Origin of the sequence: Streptomyces sp. NPDC088733 (genome assembly GCF_044751185.1) — a bacterium.
In the GTDB taxonomy this organism is placed as follows: domain Bacteria; phylum Actinomycetota; class Actinomycetes; order Streptomycetales; family Streptomycetaceae; genus Actinacidiphila.
On sequence record NZ_JBIVLH010000028.1, the window covers coordinates 51,182 to 71,604 of the forward strand.

General features: G+C 71.0%; 15 protein-coding genes. 4 read left to right on the plus strand and 11 right to left on the minus strand.

Going from position 1 to position 20,423, the window contains the following annotated elements:
- Positions 1-56 precede the first annotated feature (56 nt).
- The 4 genes from ACIP64_RS35030 to ACIP64_RS35045 all read right to left on the minus strand — a co-directional run bounded on the left by ACIP64_RS35030 (position 57) and on the right by ACIP64_RS35045 (position 7,440).
- Positions 57-1,928, minus strand: coding sequence for a protein kinase (locus ACIP64_RS35030; RefSeq protein ID WP_401595182.1), 1,872 nt, complete (start codon positions 1,926-1,928; stop codon positions 57-59).
- Positions 1,929-2,009: 81 nt separating this feature from the next.
- The gene (locus ACIP64_RS35035) at positions 2,010-3,869 is read right to left on the minus strand and encodes a protein kinase (RefSeq protein ID WP_401595053.1); all 1,860 of its coding nucleotides are present in this window, start codon (positions 3,867-3,869) and stop codon (positions 2,010-2,012) included.
- A gap of 121 nt (positions 3,870-3,990) precedes the next feature.
- A complete protein-coding gene (locus ACIP64_RS35040; protein WP_401595056.1) occupies positions 3,991-5,619 on the minus strand; it encodes a protein kinase in 1,629 nt (542 codons plus the stop codon).
- Between the two features lie 114 nt (positions 5,620-5,733).
- The gene (locus tag ACIP64_RS35045) at positions 5,734-7,440 is read right to left on the minus strand and encodes a glycerol-3-phosphate dehydrogenase/oxidase (protein WP_401595059.1); all 1,707 of its coding nucleotides are present in this window, start codon (positions 7,438-7,440) and stop codon (positions 5,734-5,736) included.
- A gap of 791 nt (positions 7,441-8,231) precedes the next feature.
- Here ACIP64_RS35045 and ACIP64_RS35050 point away from each other — a divergent pair.
- On the plus strand, positions 8,232-9,467 hold the full coding sequence (locus tag ACIP64_RS35050) for a nucleotide sugar dehydrogenase (RefSeq protein ID WP_401595061.1): 1,236 nt from the start codon (positions 8,232-8,234) through the stop codon (positions 9,465-9,467).
- Positions 9,468-9,479: 12 nt separating this feature from the next.
- Here the strand turns inward: ACIP64_RS35050 and ACIP64_RS35055 are convergent, their stop codons facing one another.
- The 7 genes from ACIP64_RS35055 to ACIP64_RS35085 all read right to left on the minus strand — a co-directional run bounded on the left by ACIP64_RS35055 (position 9,480) and on the right by ACIP64_RS35085 (position 17,524).
- The gene (locus tag ACIP64_RS35055; protein ID WP_401595064.1) at positions 9,480-10,571 is read right to left on the minus strand and encodes a sugar phosphate nucleotidyltransferase; all 1,092 of its coding nucleotides are present in this window, start codon (positions 10,569-10,571) and stop codon (positions 9,480-9,482) included.
- On the minus strand, positions 10,568-11,119 hold the full coding sequence (locus ACIP64_RS35060; RefSeq protein WP_401595066.1) for a GtrA family protein: 552 nt from the start codon (positions 11,117-11,119) through the stop codon (positions 10,568-10,570). Before ACIP64_RS35060 ends, ACIP64_RS35055 begins: the two co-directional genes overlap by 4 nt.
- 89 nt (positions 11,120-11,208) lie before the next feature.
- Positions 11,209-11,928 (minus strand): polyprenol monophosphomannose synthase, encoded by a 720-nt coding sequence (locus ACIP64_RS35065; RefSeq protein ID WP_401595185.1) that lies wholly within the window; start codon positions 11,926-11,928, stop codon positions 11,209-11,211.
- A gap of 59 nt (positions 11,929-11,987) precedes the next feature.
- Complete coding sequence (locus ACIP64_RS35070; protein WP_401595188.1) at positions 11,988-13,310, minus strand: UDP-glucose dehydrogenase family protein; 1,323 nt, start codon at positions 13,308-13,310, stop codon at positions 11,988-11,990.
- A 37-nt stretch (positions 13,311-13,347) separates the two neighbouring features.
- On the minus strand, positions 13,348-15,108 hold the full coding sequence (locus ACIP64_RS35075) for an ArnT family glycosyltransferase (RefSeq protein WP_401595069.1): 1,761 nt from the start codon (positions 15,106-15,108) through the stop codon (positions 13,348-13,350).
- Positions 15,108-16,112, minus strand: a complete 1,005-nt coding sequence (locus ACIP64_RS35080) for a glycoside hydrolase family 26 protein (protein ID WP_401595071.1) — start codon at positions 16,110-16,112, stop codon at positions 15,108-15,110. The genes ACIP64_RS35075 and ACIP64_RS35080 overlap by 1 nt, the downstream gene beginning before the upstream one ends.
- Positions 16,109-17,524 carry a glycosyltransferase family 2 protein gene (locus ACIP64_RS35085; protein WP_401595191.1) on the minus strand — a complete coding sequence of 472 codons (1,416 nt, stop codon included), beginning with the start codon at positions 17,522-17,524 and terminating at the stop codon, positions 16,109-16,111. The genes ACIP64_RS35080 and ACIP64_RS35085 overlap by 4 nt, the downstream gene beginning before the upstream one ends.
- Positions 17,525-18,140: 616 nt before the next feature.
- Between ACIP64_RS35085 and ACIP64_RS35090 the strand changes: the two genes are divergently transcribed.
- The 3 genes from ACIP64_RS35090 (at position 18,141) to ACIP64_RS35100 (ending at position 20,422) form a co-directional block, all read left to right on the plus strand.
- Positions 18,141-18,380 carry a hypothetical protein gene (locus ACIP64_RS35090; RefSeq protein WP_401595073.1) on the plus strand — a complete coding sequence of 80 codons (240 nt, stop codon included), beginning with the start codon at positions 18,141-18,143 and terminating at the stop codon, positions 18,378-18,380.
- Between the two features lie 10 nt (positions 18,381-18,390).
- Complete coding sequence (locus ACIP64_RS35095) at positions 18,391-19,482, plus strand: LamG-like jellyroll fold domain-containing protein (RefSeq protein WP_401595075.1); 1,092 nt, start codon at positions 18,391-18,393, stop codon at positions 19,480-19,482.
- Between the two features lie 352 nt (positions 19,483-19,834).
- Positions 19,835-20,422: a hypothetical protein gene (locus ACIP64_RS35100; RefSeq protein ID WP_401595078.1), complete on the plus strand. Its 588-nt coding sequence runs from the start codon at positions 19,835-19,837 to the stop codon at positions 20,420-20,422.
- Position 20,423 lies beyond the last annotated feature (1 nt).

Sequence of the window (20,423 nt, forward strand, 5' to 3'; positions counted from 1 at the left end):
TTCGACGCCGGACCGCCCCGCTCCGGTTCCGCGCGGCGGGACCGGAGCGGGACGGATCAGGTGCCGTATGTCTCCGCCGCCTTCTCGAAGTACCGCTTCACGTCCGAGCGGCGGCTGTCCGGGCCGACGACCAGCACGACGTGGTACTTGCCGTCCCGGATCATCACCAGGTTGCGCGCGAACAGCTGCTGCCCCGAGGTGTCGCTCCAGCTGAACTCCCCCTCCGCGGCCGGCACTCCGCCCATGTCGAGACGGCGCAGCCCGGAGGCGGAGGACCAGCCGGAGGCGCGGAAGCCGGCCAGTTCCGGCTCGTCGTTCTGGTACGCCATGGGGTCGCTGCCCTTGTCGGCGACGGAGTCGCGGCCCGGGACGACGAGCAGTTGGTAGTCCCCGCCGGCATAGCGGATCTGGCCGTCGCCGTTCTTGCCGCTGCGCTGCCAGCCGTTGGGCACGGCCAAGTGGAAGCCCGCGGGGTCGGTGCGCAGCTGGAAGTCGCCGCCGAGGCCGGTGGTCACCGTGTTGTCGGGGGACGCGGGCCGGCTGGGCGGGGGGCTGCTCACCGGCGTCCGCGAGGGCGGGGCGTGCGAGGACGGGGCGTGCGAGCCCTGCGGCTTGTCGTCGCCACCGGGCATCTGCGCGGGCAGGGTCCGCGCGGGGTCCGCGCCGCCCTCGTCGGTGCCGCCGCCGCGGGGCAGGAAGACCACGGCGTAGACCACGGCGGCCGCCAGCAGTGCCATGACCAGGGCGACGAGCATCAACCCCAGCGTGCGCGGCCCCCGTTGGGGCTTGGTGCGCGCCTTGGACCGCTTGTGCCGGCCGTGGGCCGGGGGCGCCGGCACCGGATCGGCGGCGGCCTTGCGGCGCCGGACGAGCTCGCCCCGGCGCCGTACGACGGGCAGCTTGTGCGCGTCGTCGGCGGGCACCGGCACGGTGCGCAGCCCGAGGTCCGGCTCGGGCGCGGAGCGCACGAGGGAGCGCAGCCAGCCGCGCAGTTCCTCCGCGTCCGGCCGCTCCTCGGGGTCCTGCCGCAGCAGGGACTCCACGACGGGCCGCAGCGGGCCGCACTCCTCCGCGAACGCGGGGGGCTCGGCGACGACGAGCTGCACCAGTTCGGTGGTCGACTCCTCGGGGAACGGCGGGTGGCCCTGCACACTGCGGAAGAGCAGCGAGCCCAGCGCCCACAGGTCGGCGGCGGGGCCGACCGGCGGGGCCAGCTGCCAGTTCTCGTGGACCTCGGTGGCCTGCTCCGGCGCCCAGCGTTCGGTGACCGGGCCGACCACGGTGAGCCGGGCCTGCCGGGCGCGCTCCAGCTCCAGCACCGAGTGCGGGCCCTCCCAGCTGCCGCCGCCCGCGTCCTCCTCGCCGCCGCCCGCGAGCGCCGGCACCGGCAGCGTGTTGTAGCCGCACAGCGCCTCCTGGGCGGCGCCGACCGCGAGGCCGGACAGCATCGCGCGGCCGTCGTCGCAGACCAGCACGGTGCCCGCGGTGACATTGCGGTGGGTCCAGCCGTGGGCGTGCAGCACGCGCAGCGCGGTCAGGACGTCGTTGCCGACCTCGGCGGCCCGGTACGGGCTCAGCCTCTTGTCGGCCAGGAGCGCGGCGAGCGGCCGGGCCGACACCAGCTCGCTCACTATCCAGACGCTGCCGTCCTCGACGAAGATGTCGAAGACCTGCACCAGCCGCGGGTGGTCGGGTATGGACGCCGCCGCGCGGGCGGCCTCGAGGGCCCGGCGCGCGGTGTCCCCGCCGTCACCGCGGTACGGCTCCGGCTCGGCGCCGACGACCTCCGGCAGCAGGACCTGGCGTATCAGCACCTCCTGGCCGCTGTAGGTGTCAAAGGCCCGGGTCTCCACGAGTTCGTACTCGTCGGCGGGTGGCCGCGGCAGGCGGTAGCGGTCGGCCAGTACCCGTCCCGCGTAGTCGTCCACCACGCCTCCCCAAAGCGTCAGATCCGGTCCGATCTGGATGCGGACAGTCCGCAATGATTCACGATACGTGCTCGGGCGGCGTCACTTGGCCGGTTTGAAGGTGTTGTACAGAGACGCCAGCATCGCCTTGGTCTCCGGGCTGTCCCACTCGGCGTCCGGGGCGGTGAAGAGGATGGCGTAGCCGTGCGTGTCGTCGGTGACGAAACCGCGGTTGACCGCCCGCATCCTGGTGCCGTGGGACGTGAAGGTGAACGTCCAGTCCGCGACGGTGCGGTAGCCGCGCCAGGACACCGGCTCGATGGCGATCCGCTGGTAACCGGGGTACGCACTGCGGGTGCTCGGCTCCTGGTCCCTCCACGCCTTCGCGGCGTCCTTGCCGGGCGTATTCGTCCAGTCGATCTGGACGCGCGGGCTGTGGCTCGCGTTGAATATCCGGCCGCTGCCGTAGCCGTTGCCCTTGCTGTTCGCCTCCCAGCCGGCGGGCAGCGCGATCGAGAAGCCGCCCTCGGAGGAGGCGTAGGTCTGCCAGCCGGACGGCACCGAACCGGCGGAGCCGTCGTCCGAGCCGCTGCCGGAGTCCTTGCCGGAACCGGAGTTGTCGCCGGACGAGGGTGTGGAGCCGGAGCCCTTGCCGGAGTTGTCGCTCTTGCCGTCGTCCTGGTTCTTGCCCTGGCCGTCACCGGACGTGTCGTCGCCCTTGCCGCCCTTGTCGTCCTGGACGCCGCCGTTGTCACCGGACTTGGTGCTCGACGAGGTGGAGGGGGCGGGGGACGCCCCCGAGCCCGTGCCGTCGTCGCCGCCGCCCGCGAGGACGCCGATGATCGTGCCGAGCACGGCCAGCACGACCACGCCCGCCACGATCAGCAGGGTCCTGCGGTGCCGCTCGTCCCGCAGGAAGGGCGGCAGGGTGAACGACGCCGGTGCGGCCGCGGTGGCCGCCGCGGGCGCCGGGGCCGGCTCGGGCTTGGTCTTCGCGGCGCGCAGCGCGGCCTGGTCGGCGGCGGCCTCGCGGGTCGCGGGCGGCGCGTCGGTGGGGGTCGGCTGCGGATCGGTGGGCAGTGCCATCGCGCGGGTGGCGTCGGGCGCGGGGCCGACGGGCACGGCCGGGGCGGTGGCCACCTCGGTGAGCATCGGCCGCACGGCCGCGTCGTCGAGGCGCTCCTCGGGGTCCTTGGCGAGCAGCCCCTGGATCGCGCCGGCCAGCGGGCCCGCGTTGGCGGGGGTCTTGAGCTGCTCGGTCATCACCGCGGTGAGGGTGGCGATGGCCGATCCCCTGTCGTACGGCGGCCGGCCCTCCACGCACGCGTACAGCAGCGCGCCCAGCGACCACAGGTCGGCGGGCGGTCCGGGCTTCTGGCCGCGGGCCCGCTCGGGCGAGATGTAGGAGGGGGCGCCGACGAGCATGCCGGTGGAGGTGACCGAGGGGTCGCCGTCGATCTGGGCGATGCCGAAGTCGCTGAGCACCACCCGGCCGTCCTTGGCGAGCAGCACGTTGGACGGCTTCACGTCGCGGTGGAGGATGCCCTCGTTGTGCGCGGCGCGCAGCACGTCGAGGACGGTCAGGCCCACCTCGGCGGCGCGCTTGGGCGTCAGCGGGCCGTCCTCGCGGATCGCGTCGGACAGCGAGCGGCCCTCGACCAGCTCCATCACGATCCAGGGGCGCTCGTCCTCCTCGACGACGTCGAAGACGGTGATCGCACCGGTGTTGCGGATCCGGGCGGTCGCCTTGGCCTCCCGCAGGGTGCGGGTGATCAGGCGGCGCTTCTCGTCCTCGTCGACGTTGCCCGGGAAGCGCAGCTCCTTGACGGCGACGGTACGGCCCAGGGTCTCGTCGACGGCCCGCCACACCGTGCCCATGCCGCCCTTGCCGAGCACGGCACCCAGCCGGTAGCGGCCGGCGAGGAGGCGGTGGTCGGTGTCGGTGTCGTGCGCCTGACCCATGAATTCCCTCTGCAGTCGCTGAAGATGAAGCTCCCTCATCGCCTGGTTTCGGCGACCGCGGGATGGAGAGCTCCATCATCCCTGACAATGCCCCGTGGTCCCACCCCGCCCTGACCCTGTGCTAGTCGTGCAGCACGAGTCCGGCCACGACGTTCTCGAACACCCGCCGGTCGGAGGCCCATTGGGCGGCCGGAGCGGAGAGGTAGACGGCGAACTCCCGCTGTCCGGGATCGCCGAAGCCGAGGTCGATCGCGCGGAAGGTGCGTGCCTTGCCCTCGAAGGTGAACTCCCATACGGCGGCGGGCCGTCCGCGCCACTGGGTGCTCTGCATCCGCAGCTGCTCGTAGCCGTCCAGCTTGGGGATCGTCTGCGCCTCTTCGTCCTTGAAGTGCTGGAGCGGGCTCGGCCCGGCGAAGTCCAGCGTGCCGATGCGCAGGCCGACCAGCTCGGTGGGGTCGACGTAGATGATCTGCTGGCCGTCGTCGCTGACCTGGCGCGTCCACCCGTCGGGAATCGGCACGGAGAAGCCCCGGTCCGGTTCGTCGACCATGTGGTAGCCGACCGGGACGGGGGACGGGCTGTACGAGGGCGGCTGCGAGGCGGGCGGCGACGTGGGGGCGGACGGCGTGCTGCTCGACGCCTGCGAAGACGGTCCGGTCGGTCCCGCGCCGGTGTCGTCCACGCCGCCGAAGTGCTGGGCCGCGTACGCCCCGCCCCCGGCGAGGACCGCGACCAGGACAGCGGCGGTGATCCACAGCGGGGCGCGCCGCCGGCGGACGGGCGGCGGCGCCTGGGCGGGCGCCGGAGCCTGCGGCATCGCGGTGACGGGGGCCGTCACCGGACCGGCCGGGGGGCGGACGACCGCGGTCGGCCCGGTCAGCGGCTGCTGCGGGTGGGACAGCACGTCCCGCGGCACGCTCGCCGTCGCGGTCTCGGCGGCGAGGCCGCGCAGCATCCGCTCCGCCTCCTGCGCCGGCAGCCGTCGCTCCGGCTCCCTGACCAGCAGCCCGGCGATGACCGGCCCCAGCGGGCCCGCACGGCCCGTGACGGGCACCTCGTCGGTGGCGATGGCGTACGCGGTCTCGATGGCGGTGTCCCGGCGGAACGGCGAGCGCCCCTCGACCGCCTGGAACAACGTCGCCCCCAGCGCCCACAGGTCCGCCTCGGGACCCGGCGTGCCACCCGTCAGCCGCTCCGGCGCCAGGAAGTCGATCGAGCCGATCAGCTCGCCGGTCCGGGTCAGCGTCGAGGTCCCCGACGCCTGGGCGATGCCGAAGTCCGTCAGCACCACCCGGCCGGTGTCGGACAGCAGCACATTGCCCGGCTTCACGTCCCGGTGCAGCACGCCCGCGGCATGCGCGGCACGCAGGGCGGCGATCATGCCGCGGCCGATGCGGGCGGCCTCCTCGGGCGCGACCGGCCCGCGCTCCTTCAGCCGGTCGCCCAGCGTCGTGGCCGGCACGTACTCCATCACGATCGACGGCAGGCCCTCGTCCTCCACCACGTCGTGGACCACCACGACATTGGGGTGGCTGATCCGGGCGGCGCTGCGCGCCTCGCGCCGGGTGCGCTCGAAGAGCGTCTCCAGTTCGTCGTCCTGCAGATGGGGCTGCGGCGGATGCAGCTTCTTCACGGCCACCGGGCGTCCGAGCAGTTCGTCCTCGGCCCGCCAGACAGTGCCCATGCCGCCGCGGCCTATCCGCTCGACGAGTCGGTACCGCCCTGCCACCAGGCGTCCGAGGTCGGACATCGCGCGCCCCTTCCTGCGATCTGCCAGAAGGAACGATATCCGGCCCCGTCACGGCACCTGCGGGCGCCGTGGTCCAGGCCACACGGAACCCCCGCCCACCTGCGCTCCCGCGCGCTACAGCGGCACGATGTCCGGGGCGCCCAGGCGGGCCGCGTCGGCCGTCTGGTCGTCCGGCTGCCGCTGCGACTCCCGCTCCGCCTCCACCCGCTTGCGGTAGTGCTCGACCTCCTTCTCCACCTGCTCCTTGTCCCAGCCCAGCACGGGCGCCATGAGTTCGGCCGCCTCGCGGGCGCTGAGGGTGCCGCGGTCGAAGGTCTCGATGGAGATGCGGGTACGGCGGGTGAGCACGTCGTCCAGGTGGCGCGCGCCCTCGTGCAGGGCGGCGTAGACGATCTCGGCCCGCAGGTAGTCCTCGGCATTGGCGAGGGGGCTGCCGAGGGACGGGTCGTCCTTGATCAGCGCCAGCACCTCCTCGGTCAGGGAGCCGTAGCGGTTGAGCAGGTGCTCGATGCGCGCCACGTGCACGCCGGTGCTCTCCGCCATGCGCGCCCTGGCGTTCCACAGCGCGTGGTAGCCCTCGGCGCCGACCAGCGGGACGTCCTCCGTGCAGCACTCCGCCACCCGCCGGTCCAGCCCGTGCACGGCGGCGTCCACCGCGTCCTTGGCCATCACCCGGTACGTCGTGTACTTGCCGCCCGCCACGACCACGAGCCCCGGCACGGGATGCGCCACCGTGTGCTCGCGCGACAGCTTGCTGGTCGCCTCCGACTCCCCGGCCAGCAGCGGCCGCAGTCCCGCGTACACACCCTCGACGTCGTCACGGGTGAGCGGCACCGCGAGGACGGAGTTCACATGCTCCAGCAGATAGTCGATGTCGGCACTGGACGCCGCCGGGTGCGCCTTGTCCAGGGACCAGTCCGTGTCGGTGGTGCCGACGATCCAGTGCCGGCCCCACGGGATCACGAACAGCACGCTCTTCTCGGTGCGCAGGATCAGCCCGGTCGAGGAGTGGATGCGGTCCTTCGGCACGACCAGGTGGATCCCCTTGGACGCGCGGACGTGGAACTGCCCGCGCTCGCCTATCAGCGCCTGCGTGTCGTCCGTCCACACCCCGGTGGCGTTCACGATCTGCCGGGCCCGCACCTCGTACACACCGCCGCCCTCGACGTCCTCGACCCGGGCGCCGACCACACGCTCGCCCTCACGCAGGAAACCGATCACCCGGGCCCGGTTCGCGGCGAGCGCGCCGTACGCGGCGGCCGTCCTGACCAGCGTCATCGTGTAGCGGGCGTCGTCCATCTGCGCGTCGTAGTACTGCAGCGCCCCCACCAGCGCGTCCTTGCGCAGGCACGGCGCCACGCGCAGCGCGCCCTTGCGCGACAGGTGCCGGTGGTGCGGCAGGCCGCGGCTGTGGCCCGACGACAGCGCCATCGTGTCGTACAGCGTCACGCCCGCCCCCGCGTAGAAGCGCTCCCAGCCGCGGTGCTGCAGCGGATAGAGGAACGGCACCGGCTTGACCAGGTGCGGGGCCAGCCGCTGGATGAGCAGCCCGCGCTCCTTCAGGGCCTCCCGGACCAGGGCGAAATCCAGCATCTCCAGATAGCGCAGGCCGCCGTGGATCAGCTTGCTCGACCGGCTCGACGTCCCCGCCGCCCAGTCCCGCGCCTCCACCAGCCCGGTCGACAGTCCGCGGGTCACGGCGTCCAGCGCCGTCCCCGAGCCGACGACGCCGCCGCCGACCACGAGCACGTCCAGTTCCTGCTCCGCCATTCGGGCGAGCGCGGAGGCGCGCTCCGCCGGTCCCAATGTCGCCGTCAGCATCCGAGCCTCCCGTGGTGACGCCAGGTCGCGCCACAGCGCATTCCCCGTCCCCACGATCGTTACCCGCCCCGCCCGCCCCTGCTACCTGTGGGACCCGGCCCTTTCCCCGCCCTCCCACCCGTGTGCCCCGTGAAGTCCGGGCGCCCCGACGCAAGTGGTGTGGGGGCCGGGTGCGGGCCCTCCGGGGCTGCCATTCTGGACAGCACATTTAGGTGCCTCAGGCACTGTCGGCTGCGCGCCCCGGGTCACGCACCCAAATATGCTCCACAGTCCAGAACGCCACCCTCCCCCAGCTACCGCTGGGAGGTGCCCCCACCTCCCCCGCCCCCTCCGTCTCGTATCGCGCCTGATCCCCGGTGGGTGGTCTGAAGCGGCACCGTGCTCGGGCACCCGTAGGCGCCGCGCTGTCCAAGTGCGCAGCCGTCACCGCCCGCCGACACCCCACCGGCCGTCAGTCGCCGCAACCGGCCCGGGAGGGGGTGTGGCGGGGTGCGCCCGGAAGCGACGAGCGGCGACCGCGGTACACCAATTTCAGGGCCGACCCGCGAGCGCTGAGGACGTACCCCGGCGCGGCACCGACCCCACAGCACACGTGCGGGGCCCGCACTTACCGCGCCGGGCTGGGGGCACCCCCGGCCGAAGGTTGGGGGAGGGTGGGAGGGCGGGGGAAAAACCCAGGCCCGGTCAAGCGAAGCGCAGCGCCCCGCAGCGTGGCGTGCGGTCATATCAGCTATCTGTCTGGTTAGCCTGATTTCGAGCTGTTTGGGTACCGCACGCAGGAAGAGGCCCCCATGCCCGCAGACCTCGCAGTCATCGGACTCGGCCATGCCGGCCTGCCCTTCGCGCAGGCGGCCTGCGCCGCCGGGATCGGGGTGATCGGGTACGACCCTGACGAGGGGACCGTGGACGCGGTGAACGCGGGCCTGCGCGGGCCGTCCGGGGATCTCGCCGCCGCGGACGTCCGCAGGATGCTGGCGGCCGGCTTCCGCGCGACCTCCGACCCGGCCGCGCTGGGCCGCGTCAGGACCGCCGTGATCTGCGCGCCGGTCACCGCCGGCGAGGACCGGGAACTCGACCTGTCCGCGCTGGAGGAGGCCGGCCGCACGCTGGCCGCGCAGTTGCGTCCGCACACCACCGTGGTGCTGCAGTCGCCCGTGTACCCGGGCACGACGGAGGAGTTCCTGCGGCCGCTGCTGGAGAAGGGCTCGGGCCTGCGGGCGGGCCACGGCTTCCATCTCGCCTACTCCCCCGTCCGCGGCTTCGCCGGCCCCAGGGTGATCGGCGGCCTGACCCCCGCGTGCACGGAGGCCGCCGCCGCGTTCTACGCCCGCTTCACCGAGCGGATCGTACGGGCCAGAGGCCTGCGCGAGGCGGAGACCGTGCAGTTGATGGAGACCAACTACCGGCACGTCAACATCGCGCTGGCCAACGAGATGGCCGTCTTCTGCCACGACATCGGCGTCGACGTCTGGGACGTGATCCGCTGCGCCGAGACCCGGCCCTTCGGCTTCCAGGCGTTCCGGCCGGGCCCGGGGGTCGGCGGCCACACGATGCCGCTGGACCCCAACCACCCGCCGTACCAGGGCCGGATGCGCGGCCACCCGCTGCGGCTGGTGGAGTACGCGCAGGAGGTCAACGCCCGCATGCCGCGCTATGTGGTGCAGCGTGCCGCCGCGCTCCTCAACGAGCACGGCAAGTCGCTGCGCGGCGCCCGCGTCCTGCTGCTCGGGGTGACGTACAAGCCCGACCTGCCGGACCAGGAGGGCGCCCCGGCCCGGGAGATCGGCGCCCGGCTCATCGAACTCGGCGCGCAGCTCAGCTACCACGACCCCTACGCCCCCGAGTGGCGCGTGCTGGACCGCCCCGTGCCCCGCGCCGACTCCCTGTGGGAGGCGGCGGCGCAGGCCGACCTCACGGTGCTCCTCCAGCACCACCGCACCTACGACATGCAGGGCCTCTCCGCCAAGGCCCAGCTCATGCTGGACACCCGCGGCGCCACCCCGGTCGGTGCGGCCGCCCGCCTGTGAGCCGCCCGGGCCTCAGACCGACGAGGTGGGCGCCGAGAGGCGGACCGCCCTCTCGGGGAGGCGGACGCCGCAGTCGACGCGCACGCCCGCCGGGAGCTCGTTGTGCGGGCCCACGTGGGCGTGGTCGCCCACCACCGCGCCGACCACGCTGGTGCGCTCACCGACGACGGCCCCCCGCCCGACCACGGACCGCTGCACCAGCGCCCCCCGCCCGATGCGCGCCCCGGGCAGCACGACACTGCCCTCGACCACGGCACCGGCCTCCACGACGGCGCCCTCGCACACCGCCGTGCCTGCCGTCAGCACTGCCATCGGGTCGACCCGCGCTCCCGGCAGGACCAGGGCCTCCCCCGCCGGACCGGGAAGCGCGGGCGAGGACACGTACCCGCGCACCAGGTCGGCCGACCCGGTGACGAAGGCCGACGGCGTGCCGAGGTCCAGCCAGTACGTCGTGTCAACGACGCCGCGCAGCAGGGCGCCGGCCGCCAGGAGGCCGGGGAAGGTCTCGCGCTCGACGGAGACCACCCGGTCCCCGGGGATGGAGTCGATGACGGACCGGGTGAACACGTAACAGCCCGCGTTGATCTGGTCGGTGACGATCTCCTCCGGCCGCTCCGGCTTCTCCAGGAAGGTGGTGACCCTGCCCGTGCCGTCGGTGGGGACCAGCCCGTAGGCCCGGGGGTCCGGGACCCGGGTCAGGTGCAGGGTGACGTCTGCACCGGTGGCGCGGTGGCCGTCCCGGAGGCCGGCGATGTCGAGGCCGCTGAGGATGTCCCCGTTGAACACCAGGACCGGCTCGTCGGGACCGCAGGTCAGATGGCGGGCGGCGTTGCGGATCGCGCCCCCGGTGCCGAGGGGCTCGGTCTCTGTGACGTAGACGAGTTCCAGGCCCAGTCCGGCACCGTCGCCGTACTCCCGCTCGAACAGCTCCGCGAGGTAGGACGTGGCGAAGACGATCCTGGTCACCCCCGCGGCCGCGGCGCGTGCCAGCTGGTGGGTGAGCAGCGGTACCCCGGCGACGAGCAGCAGGGGCTTGGGGGTGAAGGTGCACAGCGGATGCAGCGGGGTGCCCTTGCCGCCGACGAGGAGAATCGCTTCGCTCATGTCTTCTCCCAGTAAACGTTCAGGAGGGGTTCGGAGGACGGCGCCGCCGGCGCAGTTCGGTAGGCGGGCGCTCCGCCGTGCTGGACGGGGGCGGTTGCCTCCGTGCCGTCGGCGGCGGTCTTGAAGACCCACGTCCGGTAGGACCAGAAGCGGAAGAGAGTGGCAACGCCGATGCCGACGAACTTGAAGATGTTGTTGGCGAGCGTCCCGTCCCAGCCGAATCCGTAGGTGGTTGCGTAGAGCACCGAGTTCTCGATCACCAGGCCGACCGCGCTGAAGAAGAGGAAGAGCCCGAGCTCCCTCTTCTGGCCGTCCTGGCCTCGGTCGCGGTCGCGGTACGTGAAGTACCGCAGGCCGAGGTAGTTGGTCATGATCGCCACGACCGTCGCCAGGACGCTCGCCCGCACCGTCTGCCACTGGGCGACGTGCCTGATGAAGTTGAAGACCGCGAGATTGACCACGAAGCCCGAGAGCCCCACCAGGCCGAACTTCGCGATCTCGCGGTACAGGTGTCCCAACCGCGAAGGAAGCGCGTGCCGTCCGCTCATGGTGAAGTCATGTCCCTTGTCTCAGCAGTCTCGTGACTCGTGGTCCTCTGGGTCGTCCGTCGGCCGCGCCGCGGCCGACGGTCTCCGGTTCAGCTCCGGCGGTTGCGCATGCGCAGTCGCAGCGGCACCAGAGCCGACTCGATCTGCGTCGCGAGATTCATCTTGGAGACGCCCTCGGTGCGCTCCTCGAAGCGGATCGGGATCTCCACACCGTTGTGGCCGTTGCGCGCAGCAAGGAACTTCAGCTCCACCTGGAAGCTGTAGCCCGCGCTGTCCAGCGTCCGCAGGTCCACGTCGCGCAGCGTCTGGGCACGCCAGAGGTTGAAGCCGGCGGTGATGTCGCGGATCTTGGTGTCGAGGATGGTACGCGCGTAGCGGTTGGCGAAACGCGACAGCAGCTGCCGGTGCTTGCCCCATTCCTCGTCCAGGGAGCCGCCGTCCACGTACCGGCTGCCCACGACGAAGCCCGCCCCGGTGGCCAGCGCGGTGCCCAGCATCTGCGGGATGACCTCGGCCGGGTGGCTGCCGTCCGCGTCCATCTGCACCACGAACTCGGCGCCCTCGTCGAGCGCCGCCAGCATTCCCTCGGTGTAGGCCCTGCCCAGGCCGTCCTTGGTGGTCCGGTGCAGTACACTCATGCGCGGATACACACCGAAGTCGTTGTACTTCTCAGCCAGTTGCTCGGCGAGCGCACCCGTACCGTCGGGGCTCGAATCATCCACGACCTTCAGATGCAGGCCGGGCAGCGGCAGCCGCATCACGATATCCGCGATCCTTGGCAGGTTGGCCGCCTCGTTGTACGTGGGCATGACGACCGTCAGCGGAACGTTCCCCCACAACGGAGGGAAGTGGGCCGGATCGAGAGTGTTCACGGTCGCTCCTGTCTTGGTTGGGCCGGACGGCCCAGGGCGTGAAATTCCCAGCCGGCGGCGGCCCAGCGGGCGCCGTCCAGGAAGCCCCGGCCGTCGATGATCCGGGGACGGGGGGTTGCGGCGGCCAGTTCGGCCGGATCCAGTGCCGCGAACTGCGGCCACTCGGTGAGGTGCAGCACCAGGTCGGCGCCGCGCACCGCGTCCGGGGCCGAGACCGCGTAGCCCAGCGCCGGGTACGCCTTGTGGGCGTTGTCCATGGCCTCGGGGTCGAAGACGGTGACCTCGCCGCCCTGGAGGTGGATGCAGCAGGCGATGTCGAGGGCCGGCGAGTCACGGATGTCGTCCGAGTCCGGCTTGAACGCCGCGCCCAGCACGGCCACCCGCTTCCCTTCGAAGCTGCCGTCGCACAGCTCGCGCGACAGCTCCACGGTCCGCTCGCGGCGCCGCAGATTGATGGCGTCGACCTCGCGCAGGAATGCCAGCGACCGGCCGGTGCCCAGTTCCTCGGCGCGCGCGACGAAGGCCCGGATGTCCTTGGGCAGGCAGCCGCCGCCGAAGCCGATCCCGGCGCGCAGGAAGCGGGACCCGATGCGCTCGTCGTGGCCGATCGCCCGGGCCAGCACCGAGACGTCGGCGCCGGCAGCCTCGCACACCTCGGCCATCGCGTTGATGAAGGAGATCTTGGTGGCGAGGAAGGCGTTGGCCGCGGTCTTCACCAGCTCAGCCGTGGGAAAGTCGGCGGTGACCACCGGCGTGCCGGCGTCGACGACCGGGGCGTAGACCTTCCGCAGCAGCGCCTCGGCGGCCTCGGAGCGTACGCCGAACACCAGCCGGTCGGGGCGCAGGGTGTCCTGCACGGCGAAGCCCTCGCGGAGGAACTCGGGGTTCCAGGCGAGCTCGGCCTTCCCTTCCAGTCGTCCGGCGAGCCGCTCGGCCGTTCCCACCGGGACGGTGGACTTGCCGACCACCAGCGCCGGGGCGTCACCGAGGTGCGCGCGCAGCCCGTCCACGACCGCGTCGACATGGCGCAGGTCGGCGGCACCGGAGTCGGTGCGTTGCGGAGTGCCGACGCACACGAAGTGCACCTGGCCGAAGGCCGCGGCCTCCTCGTACGAGGTCGTGAAGCGCAGCCGCCCGGAAGCGGTGTGCTTGACCAGCAGTTCCTCGAGCCCGGGCTCGTAGAAGGGGACCCGTCCGGCGCGCAGCGCCGCGATCTTGTCCGGATCCACATCCACGCCGAGCACCTCGTGCCCCAGCTCCGCCATACAGGCGGCATGGGTGGCACCGAGATATCCGGTGCCGAAGACGGTGAGCCGCAGGGCCACGGTCTCTCCTCACAAAAATCCGTAGGTGCGGCTACTGCTTGATCCAGATGCGGTACTCGCCGTGGCCGGAGGAGTTCTTGAAGGGCAGGTTGCCCAGCAGCCGGTAGTGGGAGCTGCCCTTCATCTGTCCGGCGATGTACGCGTCCATCTCCGGGGTGGTCACCATGTCCAGGATCACCACGTCGAAGTAGCCGTCCTTGATGGCCTGGCGGTACCCGTCGCGGCCGGTATGGGTCGCACCCTTCTTGTCCTGATAGGAGATGAAGAAGGTCGACGTCCACTGGCGCTGGTTGGTGCGGTCCCTGAGGTAGTAGACGGGTACCTCGTAGGTCTCCGCGAGGTAGCGCCCCTCCTTGTTCACATGGGGCTTGATGGCCGACACGAGCTGGCTGGAGTCCGCCCAGACCCCGAAGCGCCAGGTGGACTGGCTCAGCCCCAGGCACAGCATCACCACCCAGACAAGTATCCCGAGCTGGGGGTAGCGGAAGTGCGCGCCGACCATCCGGGTCACCCCGATGCCCGCCATCGGCGCGGCGAAGAGCAGGCCGAAACCGATGTGCTTGAAGAGCGACACGGAGGTGTGCAAGTGGATCTGGTAGGCCGGGGCCAGCAGCGCCGTCCCGCACAGGGTCACCGCGAGCAGTGATCGCCAGCGCCAGCCGGGGCTGCTCATACGCAGGGAGAGCGGGGACTCGTTCATCCGGCTCCGCCGGATGTACGACACCAGTCCGCCGAGGGCGGTGAGGAACATCAGCCCGCCCCACTCCCAGGATTTCTCGATGAGCGACCAGGTGCTGTCGGTGCCGTGCTCTCGGTTGGTGGTCGTCTGCTGAACACCGGACAGGACGTCCGTGTACTTCGCCCCGAGCAGGATGAGGCCGCCGACGAAGACGGCGAGCAGCACACCGCGCAGCAGCGCACGCCACTTCCGGTGCGGCCAAGAGGTCAGCACTGCGAGCACGATGATCGTCGGCAGGTACAGGGCTGAGGCGTACTTCACCGCGACGGCCAGCACCGCGATGGGGGCCGCAAGCAGCACGACGGCGATGGGCGCACGGTCGGTACGCACCACGATCCAGGTCGTCAGCGCGAGCAGGAACAGCGCGGCGGCGTCGTACGTGGCGAAGTTGCCCATGACGATCGCCGACTGGGTGACCGCGAACATGGCGGCCGCCACCAGGGCCACCCGTTCGTTGAACATGCGCCGGGTGAAGGTGTAGAGCAGAATCGTGCTGCCCAGCATGAACGCCAGGCTGAGCAGCCGGGCGCCGATCAGCCCGAAGGTGCCGTCGACGGCGGCCGCCAGCACCGGGTACAGCACGGGCGAGCCCGAGAAGTACGTGTTGTAGTTGATCGGGGTGGGAGTGCCGTGCAGGAGGTGGGCGATCTCCATGTGCCCGGCGTAGAGGTAGAGCGCCTCGTCCTGGAAGGCGGTGTTGTCCAGGCGAAGCGACAGCACTGCCTGGATGGCCAGGATGGCCAGCAGGATGGCACGGCTGACCCAGTCCCTGCGGCGGCTGGGCGCCGCGTCCCAGCCGGCCTCGGGGCTCTCCGGCACGTGGTACGCGGGCTCGGGCTCCGGCTCGTGGTCCTGGTGGCCGCCGGCGTCTCCGTACGACTCGTACGACGGGTACGCCTGGTACTGCGGATAGGCCTCCTGCTGCGGGTACGCCTCGTACGTACCGTTGTCCTCGTAGGTTTCTTCCTGCGGCGGGTGGGAGGCGTATGCCGCCGGCTGCCGGTCCCACCTCTGGCGCGCCGCGTAGCGCGCATCGTTGGTCTCAGGTTCCATCACGGTTTCCGGACGTCGAAGCCGAAGCGGTCGTCAGCGGCGAGGCGCTTGAACTCGGCCAGGGCCAGCGGGCTCACCTTCAGCCGCCAGTCGGCGCGCTTGCGGTAGTCGAACCAAACAAATCCGAGGAGATCGTCATCGGCTGCGACGCCCTCGAAGAGATTGCGGACGTCGGCACGCCGGCGCTCACCGGGCTCGGCGGCCGTCTCGACGATGATGAAGGGCTTCTTGCTGAAGGTGCGGACCTGGCGCATCGTCGGGCCGAAGACGCTGTCGAAGGCGTTGTCCGACTGCAGGGTGAAGTAGCCGATCATCCCGACCCAGTCGACGTACCCGTCGCCGGGGTAGTACGGCTTCAACTCGACCTGCTTCACCGGGTTGATCACATTGGGCGACCAGGCCCAGATCACGTTGGCGGCGCCGGCGTCGGCGAAGACGTCGTGGATGTGCCGCCAGGCGGCCACGAACTCGGCGGCCGTGACGTGCTTGGTGCCCCAGTTCTCCCAGCCGCCGTTGAACTCGTCGGCGAAGTCCAGGACGACGGGCAGGTTGAGCTTGCGGACCGCGGTCGCGTACTCCTTGATGTAGTCGTCGTCCTTACCGGCCGCGATGTCGGCCAGGGTGATGTGGAAGGGCTCCCACGACATCAGCGTGAGGGCACCGGACTGCCAGGCATTCCGCACGCCCGAGGCGTCGAAACCAGCACCCCACTCCGCGTAGTACGCCACCAGGTTGGGCTGCTTGCCGGTCATCGCGGCGTACTTCTCCACCGGCGCCATCGAATGCGGCGCCTTGTCCTCGGCCACACCGAGGTACTTCTTGTCGGGCTGCAGCAGCGGACTCACATCGTAGGGAAAGGAGGCCGGAGCGCTCGCCTCGTTGTTGCCGCGCGGCTCGGCGCCCTCCGGCGAGCCGGACCCGGAGGGGCTGCAGGCGGTGAGCGCCAGCAGGGCCGCCGCCACCAGGCCGGCCGATGTCCGGATGATCTTCGCCGTCGGCCTCATGCCGCACTCCCCGCCCGCGGCTGCACCAGTACACGTCCGACGACCACCGCGTAGAAGAGCCCGGACGAGAGGACGAGGGCGAAGTCCAGGGGATCCATCGACAGCATCCGCCACACCGCGACGCCCACCCAGACCAGGGCGGTGCCGCCGCCCCAGGCCCACATGCCGATCCAGAAGCGCCGGGTCTTGTTCTTCTTGGCGCCGGAGGAGCCGGTGGGCTGCCAGCCCATCCGGTTCTTGCGGAGGATGTCCCAGATGGCGAAGACATGCGCCCAGCCGTACATCATGCGCGCGGCCCAGGCCTCGAGACGGTAGGGGGCGCGGTGCCAGAGGGGGAAGATGATCGTGGTGTAGAGGATGCTCGGCACGACGAGCGCCAGGTTCTCCACCCGGAGCTTGTCCGGCATGGCCAGCAGCAGCACGATCGGGATGACGGGCGCCGCGAAGGTGAACAGCGCCGTGTGGATGTAGTAGAAGAAGCCGGACATGTAACACATGCGGCTGGAGAACCTGATCTTCGAGTCCCAGAACTTGCGGCTTCCCAGCAGGCTCATCGAGCCGGAGCACCAGCGGTACTGCTGGTTGAAGAACGCGCCCGCGTTGTCCGGGCACACGCCGGTCGAGACGGGGACGGGCACGTAGCGCACGTCCCATCCGAGGTTGCGGAGGTCGAAGCCGGTGTGCACGTCCTCGGAGTGCTCGATCAGCGTGGTACCGCCGTTGGTCTCCAGCGCGGCCCGTCGGTAGACAGCGCAGCTACCCACACAGATCGCGCCATCACTGCCCTGCCGGGCGACCTGCACGGACCGGTAGAACAGCTCCTGCACGGCGCCGGCGCCCCGCTCGATCCAGTTCTGCGAATCGAGGACGCGGAAGAACTGCGGGGACTGGACGATGCCGATGCGCTCGTCCGCCGCCATATACGGAATTAGCTCTTCCAGAAGATCGGAACGCGGTGTGAAATCGGCGTCGAGGATGAGGATGTACTCCCCATCCGTCTGCGCGAAGCCGAAGTGGAGGTTACCCGCCTTCTTGAACCAGCCGCGATTCTCCCGGGTGCCGTAGCGGAACCCGAAGTCCCTTGCCATGGCGGCCAGCTCGGGGCTCGCACCGTCGTCGAGGACGAAGGGCACGCACCGTCCGGGGTACCGGTCGGCAAGGGCGCGCACATGCGTCCACGTGTTGTGGAGGACCTCGATGGGTTCACCGCACACGGGAAGGAAGACATCCACGGACGGATACACCTGCGGACGCCACTCCCGCACGAGGCGCTTGTGCGCCTTCATGTCGAAGTCCCGGGTCAGCGCGTTGACCCGAAGCGAGATCAGGTAGTACACCACGGTGAAGACCAGCAGTGGCATGTAGATCCACATCCACGGCGTGGACTGTGCCAGCTTGAACTGGCTCACCACCAGGCAGCAGAAGCTGATCAAGGAGAAGACCGTCAGGACCCACAGATGCCGCTTGGCGTACGAATACTTCTCGCGGTCCGTCGGCGGGATCGGCAGCAACCCCACCTGCGGGGCATGCTTGCGCGTCCCGTGACGCCGATTCACGGCAGGCTGACGCCCCCGGCTTCCCCCCGCAAACGCAGGTTGAAGAGAACTCATTTTCACTCCCCGAGCCAGCGGCCCGTATACCCCCACCCTTTACTCGGCCTCCATGAGTCGAACACGAGGCCGAGCATCGGAAGCATATATGAGACTCCCGGCGGCGCCAGATACCCAAGGGGCATCGACTGTCCGTTATGTGCATCTTGCATATAGGAAGAAGCACAAATTTTTCGTTACGGAATGATTGCCACCGGGGATGGCTCGAACTGATCGGCCCAGGCAGACCGTTCCCGGCGAGGGCTGCACGGCGGGCGGACCGGAGAGCGGCGAGAGGTGTCCCACGTCACGCGAGTCGGTCCGGCGTGTCCGCGGCGTCCGGGGCGTCCGGGGCGTCCGCGCACAACAACGGGCCCGGACCACCCATGGCCGGTGTCGCCACGTCCCCGGCCGACCGGACGACGTACACCTCGCCGCCGTGGGCCCCCTCGCGATCGGCTTCGGCGCCCGGTTCGCCCGCATTGCGGTCGACATGCCGCTCGCCCTGGTCTTCGCCGCCGCCCTCACCGCCTCGGGGCGGCACGAGAAGGTCGGCGATGTCCTGACGGTGCGTCCGTCCTCCGGCTGCGCTCCTCCCCGCGGCTCGCCGCTCCGGGCGGGGAATCGGACCGGGAACGCCGGCGAAGTGGCTTTACGGGGGCCCACGATGCTGCTCTAGCATCCGTGGTGTGACTGACCCCGTGGAGAACCCGGAAGACGCGGCTGCCGCTCCTGGGCGGAGCCCCTGGAACACCCCGTCCGCCCCCGAGCCGTCCGCGGCGCCGGGCGGTTACGGGTACCCGCAACAGCACATACCGCAGGAGCAGCAGCCCGGGTACCGGCAGTCCGGCTTCGGGCCGGCCACCGGCTACCAGCAGCCCTCCTACTCGCCCCAGCCCGACTGGCAGGCCCTGGCCGACGCCAACGAGACCACACAACGTCGCCGCCACAGGCTCAGGACGGGTCTGATCGTCCTGGTGGCGTGCGTGCTCGGGGTGGGAGCGGGCGTCGTCGCACTCCACTACACGAAGGACACGAACGGCTCGGCAGCCCCGTCGCCCTCCCCCAGCGCCTCGGCCTCCGCGTCCACCTCCGCCGCGGCCGATTCGCCCACGGTCCCCGGGGAGGACAACGCCCTCGCGGACAAGTCCGGGCAGAACAACCTGATCCTCGGGCCGGACGCCGGGGTGAGTAAGGTGACCAACGGCTTCGTGGTCAGGCTCAGGAGCAACGGCAATTCCTACGCCCAGTCGGCTGACCAACTGATCGACGTCACCAAGAGCTTCACCGTCTCGGCATGGGTCTACAACGAGGCCCCGGGCGGCTCCCGCTCCGCGATCAGCCAGGGTGACGGGGTCTCGCCCTCGTTCAGCCTGGGCCGGGAGGCCTCGGGTGCCGACCGCACGTGGGTCTTCAAGGTGCAGACCGCCGACGGCGGGGCGGACAGCACAATCCTGCAGGCCGAGGCGGCCGCGAACGTCAACACGGTCGGCCAGTGGGCTCTGCTCACCGGCACGTACGACGCCGGGAAGAAGACGATCGCGCTCTACGTGGACGGGAATCCGGCCGATTCCACGAAGGTCCCCGGGGTCTGGGCCGGAAAGGGTCCGCTGCAACTCGGCCGCGTCCGTACGCACGGGGTGTGGGGAGGCTACTGGGCCGGCGTCCTCGGTCACGTCATGGTCTGGGACCAGGCACTGGCACCGGACCAGGTAGCGGGCCTCAAGAAGGGTGCGGCGGGCGGGAGCGCCAAGCCCGTCGCCTCCTGGCTGGTCGGCTGACGAGCGCTTTTGCCCGTTCGCCATCACGAGTTGGTCACACCATCGACTGTGTTTCGCGGTATTGGACTAGAGTCGCAACCGTTCCGCACTTCATCGACTGCCGGATGAGCGGCGGGCTTCGCTGGCCGGAGTTCCCCGTCATCGCCACCAAGCGTCGGCGACCCTTCCCGTGCGCCGAGATGCCTTGCGGAGAAACTCATACGGGCGTGCCGCCCCGACGAGCGCCCGGGGGGGGATGACACATGAGAAGCCTGTCCGGAGTCGTCCCTGCGCGCGGCGAAGTGTCCCCCCTGCCCGGTGCCACGGCCCCGGCGGCCGAGGGCCGGGACTCCGCAGAGCGGTGCGGAACGACATGAACGACCCGGCCGACGAGCCCGACGAGCACGCTCCGGAACCGGACCCCGAACCGGATCAGCCGTCCCCCCGCCAGGCACCTGTGGACCAGCAGGACCGGGGGACACGCCGGCCTCCGGCCTCGCCGAAACGCAGGATGGCCGGTGCGGCGGTGGCCGTGGTGGTCGCCGTCGCTCTGGGGGCGGGGCTCTGGTCGGTGCCGACAGTGCGCACGGTGCTGCTCCAGTCCTTCACCCGGCAGCCGGCCCCGTTCACCGAGATCTACTTCACGGCTGTGCCGCGCTTCGACGGCAGCACGCTGATCGTCCCCGTCGCCGTGAACGCCCACGGCACGGGCCCCGCACCGCTGCGGCTGAGGCTGACACTGGAATCGGCCAGGGGCAAGGTTGTGGCCACCAGGACGGTCGGGCTGAAACCCAAGGACGGCAAGGCCGTACCCGTCGTCACGCGCTTCACCAAGACCACGGGCACGACCCTCGTACGGGTGGCCCTCGTCGGGCACGAGCAGACCTTGCACTACAACTTCGTGACGCCGAAGGCCATGACAGGGCCGCTCGGTACGCCGCCCCCTGACGTACGAGACTGAA

What these genes read in the sequence shown, in the direction of transcription:
- ACIP64_RS35035 (WP_401595053.1), bottom strand. Translation starts at nt 3,869, where the DNA reads ATGGGTCAGGCGCACGACACCGACACCGACCACCGCCTCCTCGCCGGC.
- ACIP64_RS35040 (WP_401595056.1), bottom strand. Translation starts at nt 5,619, where the DNA reads ATGTCCGACCTCGGACGCCTGGTGGCAGGGCGGTACCGACTCGTCGAG.
- ACIP64_RS35045 (WP_401595059.1), bottom strand. Translation starts at nt 7,440, where the DNA reads ATGCTGACGGCGACATTGGGACCGGCGGAGCGCGCCTCCGCGCTCGCC.
- ACIP64_RS35050 (WP_401595061.1), top strand. Translation starts at nt 8,232, where the DNA reads ATGCCCGCAGACCTCGCAGTCATCGGACTCGGCCATGCCGGCCTGCCC.
- ACIP64_RS35055 (WP_401595064.1), bottom strand. Translation starts at nt 10,571, where the DNA reads ATGAGCGAAGCGATTCTCCTCGTCGGCGGCAAGGGCACCCCGCTGCAT.
- ACIP64_RS35060 (WP_401595066.1), bottom strand. Translation starts at nt 11,119, where the DNA reads ATGAGCGGACGGCACGCGCTTCCTTCGCGGTTGGGACACCTGTACCGC.
- ACIP64_RS35065 (WP_401595185.1), bottom strand. Translation starts at nt 11,928, where the DNA reads ATGCCCACGTACAACGAGGCGGCCAACCTGCCAAGGATCGCGGATATC.
- ACIP64_RS35075 (WP_401595069.1), bottom strand. Translation starts at nt 15,108, where the DNA reads ATGGAACCTGAGACCAACGATGCGCGCTACGCGGCGCGCCAGAGGTGG.
- ACIP64_RS35080 (WP_401595071.1), bottom strand. Translation starts at nt 16,112, where the DNA reads ATGAGGCCGACGGCGAAGATCATCCGGACATCGGCCGGCCTGGTGGCG.
- ACIP64_RS35100 (WP_401595078.1), top strand. Translation starts at nt 19,835, where the DNA reads ATGAACGACCCGGCCGACGAGCCCGACGAGCACGCTCCGGAACCGGAC.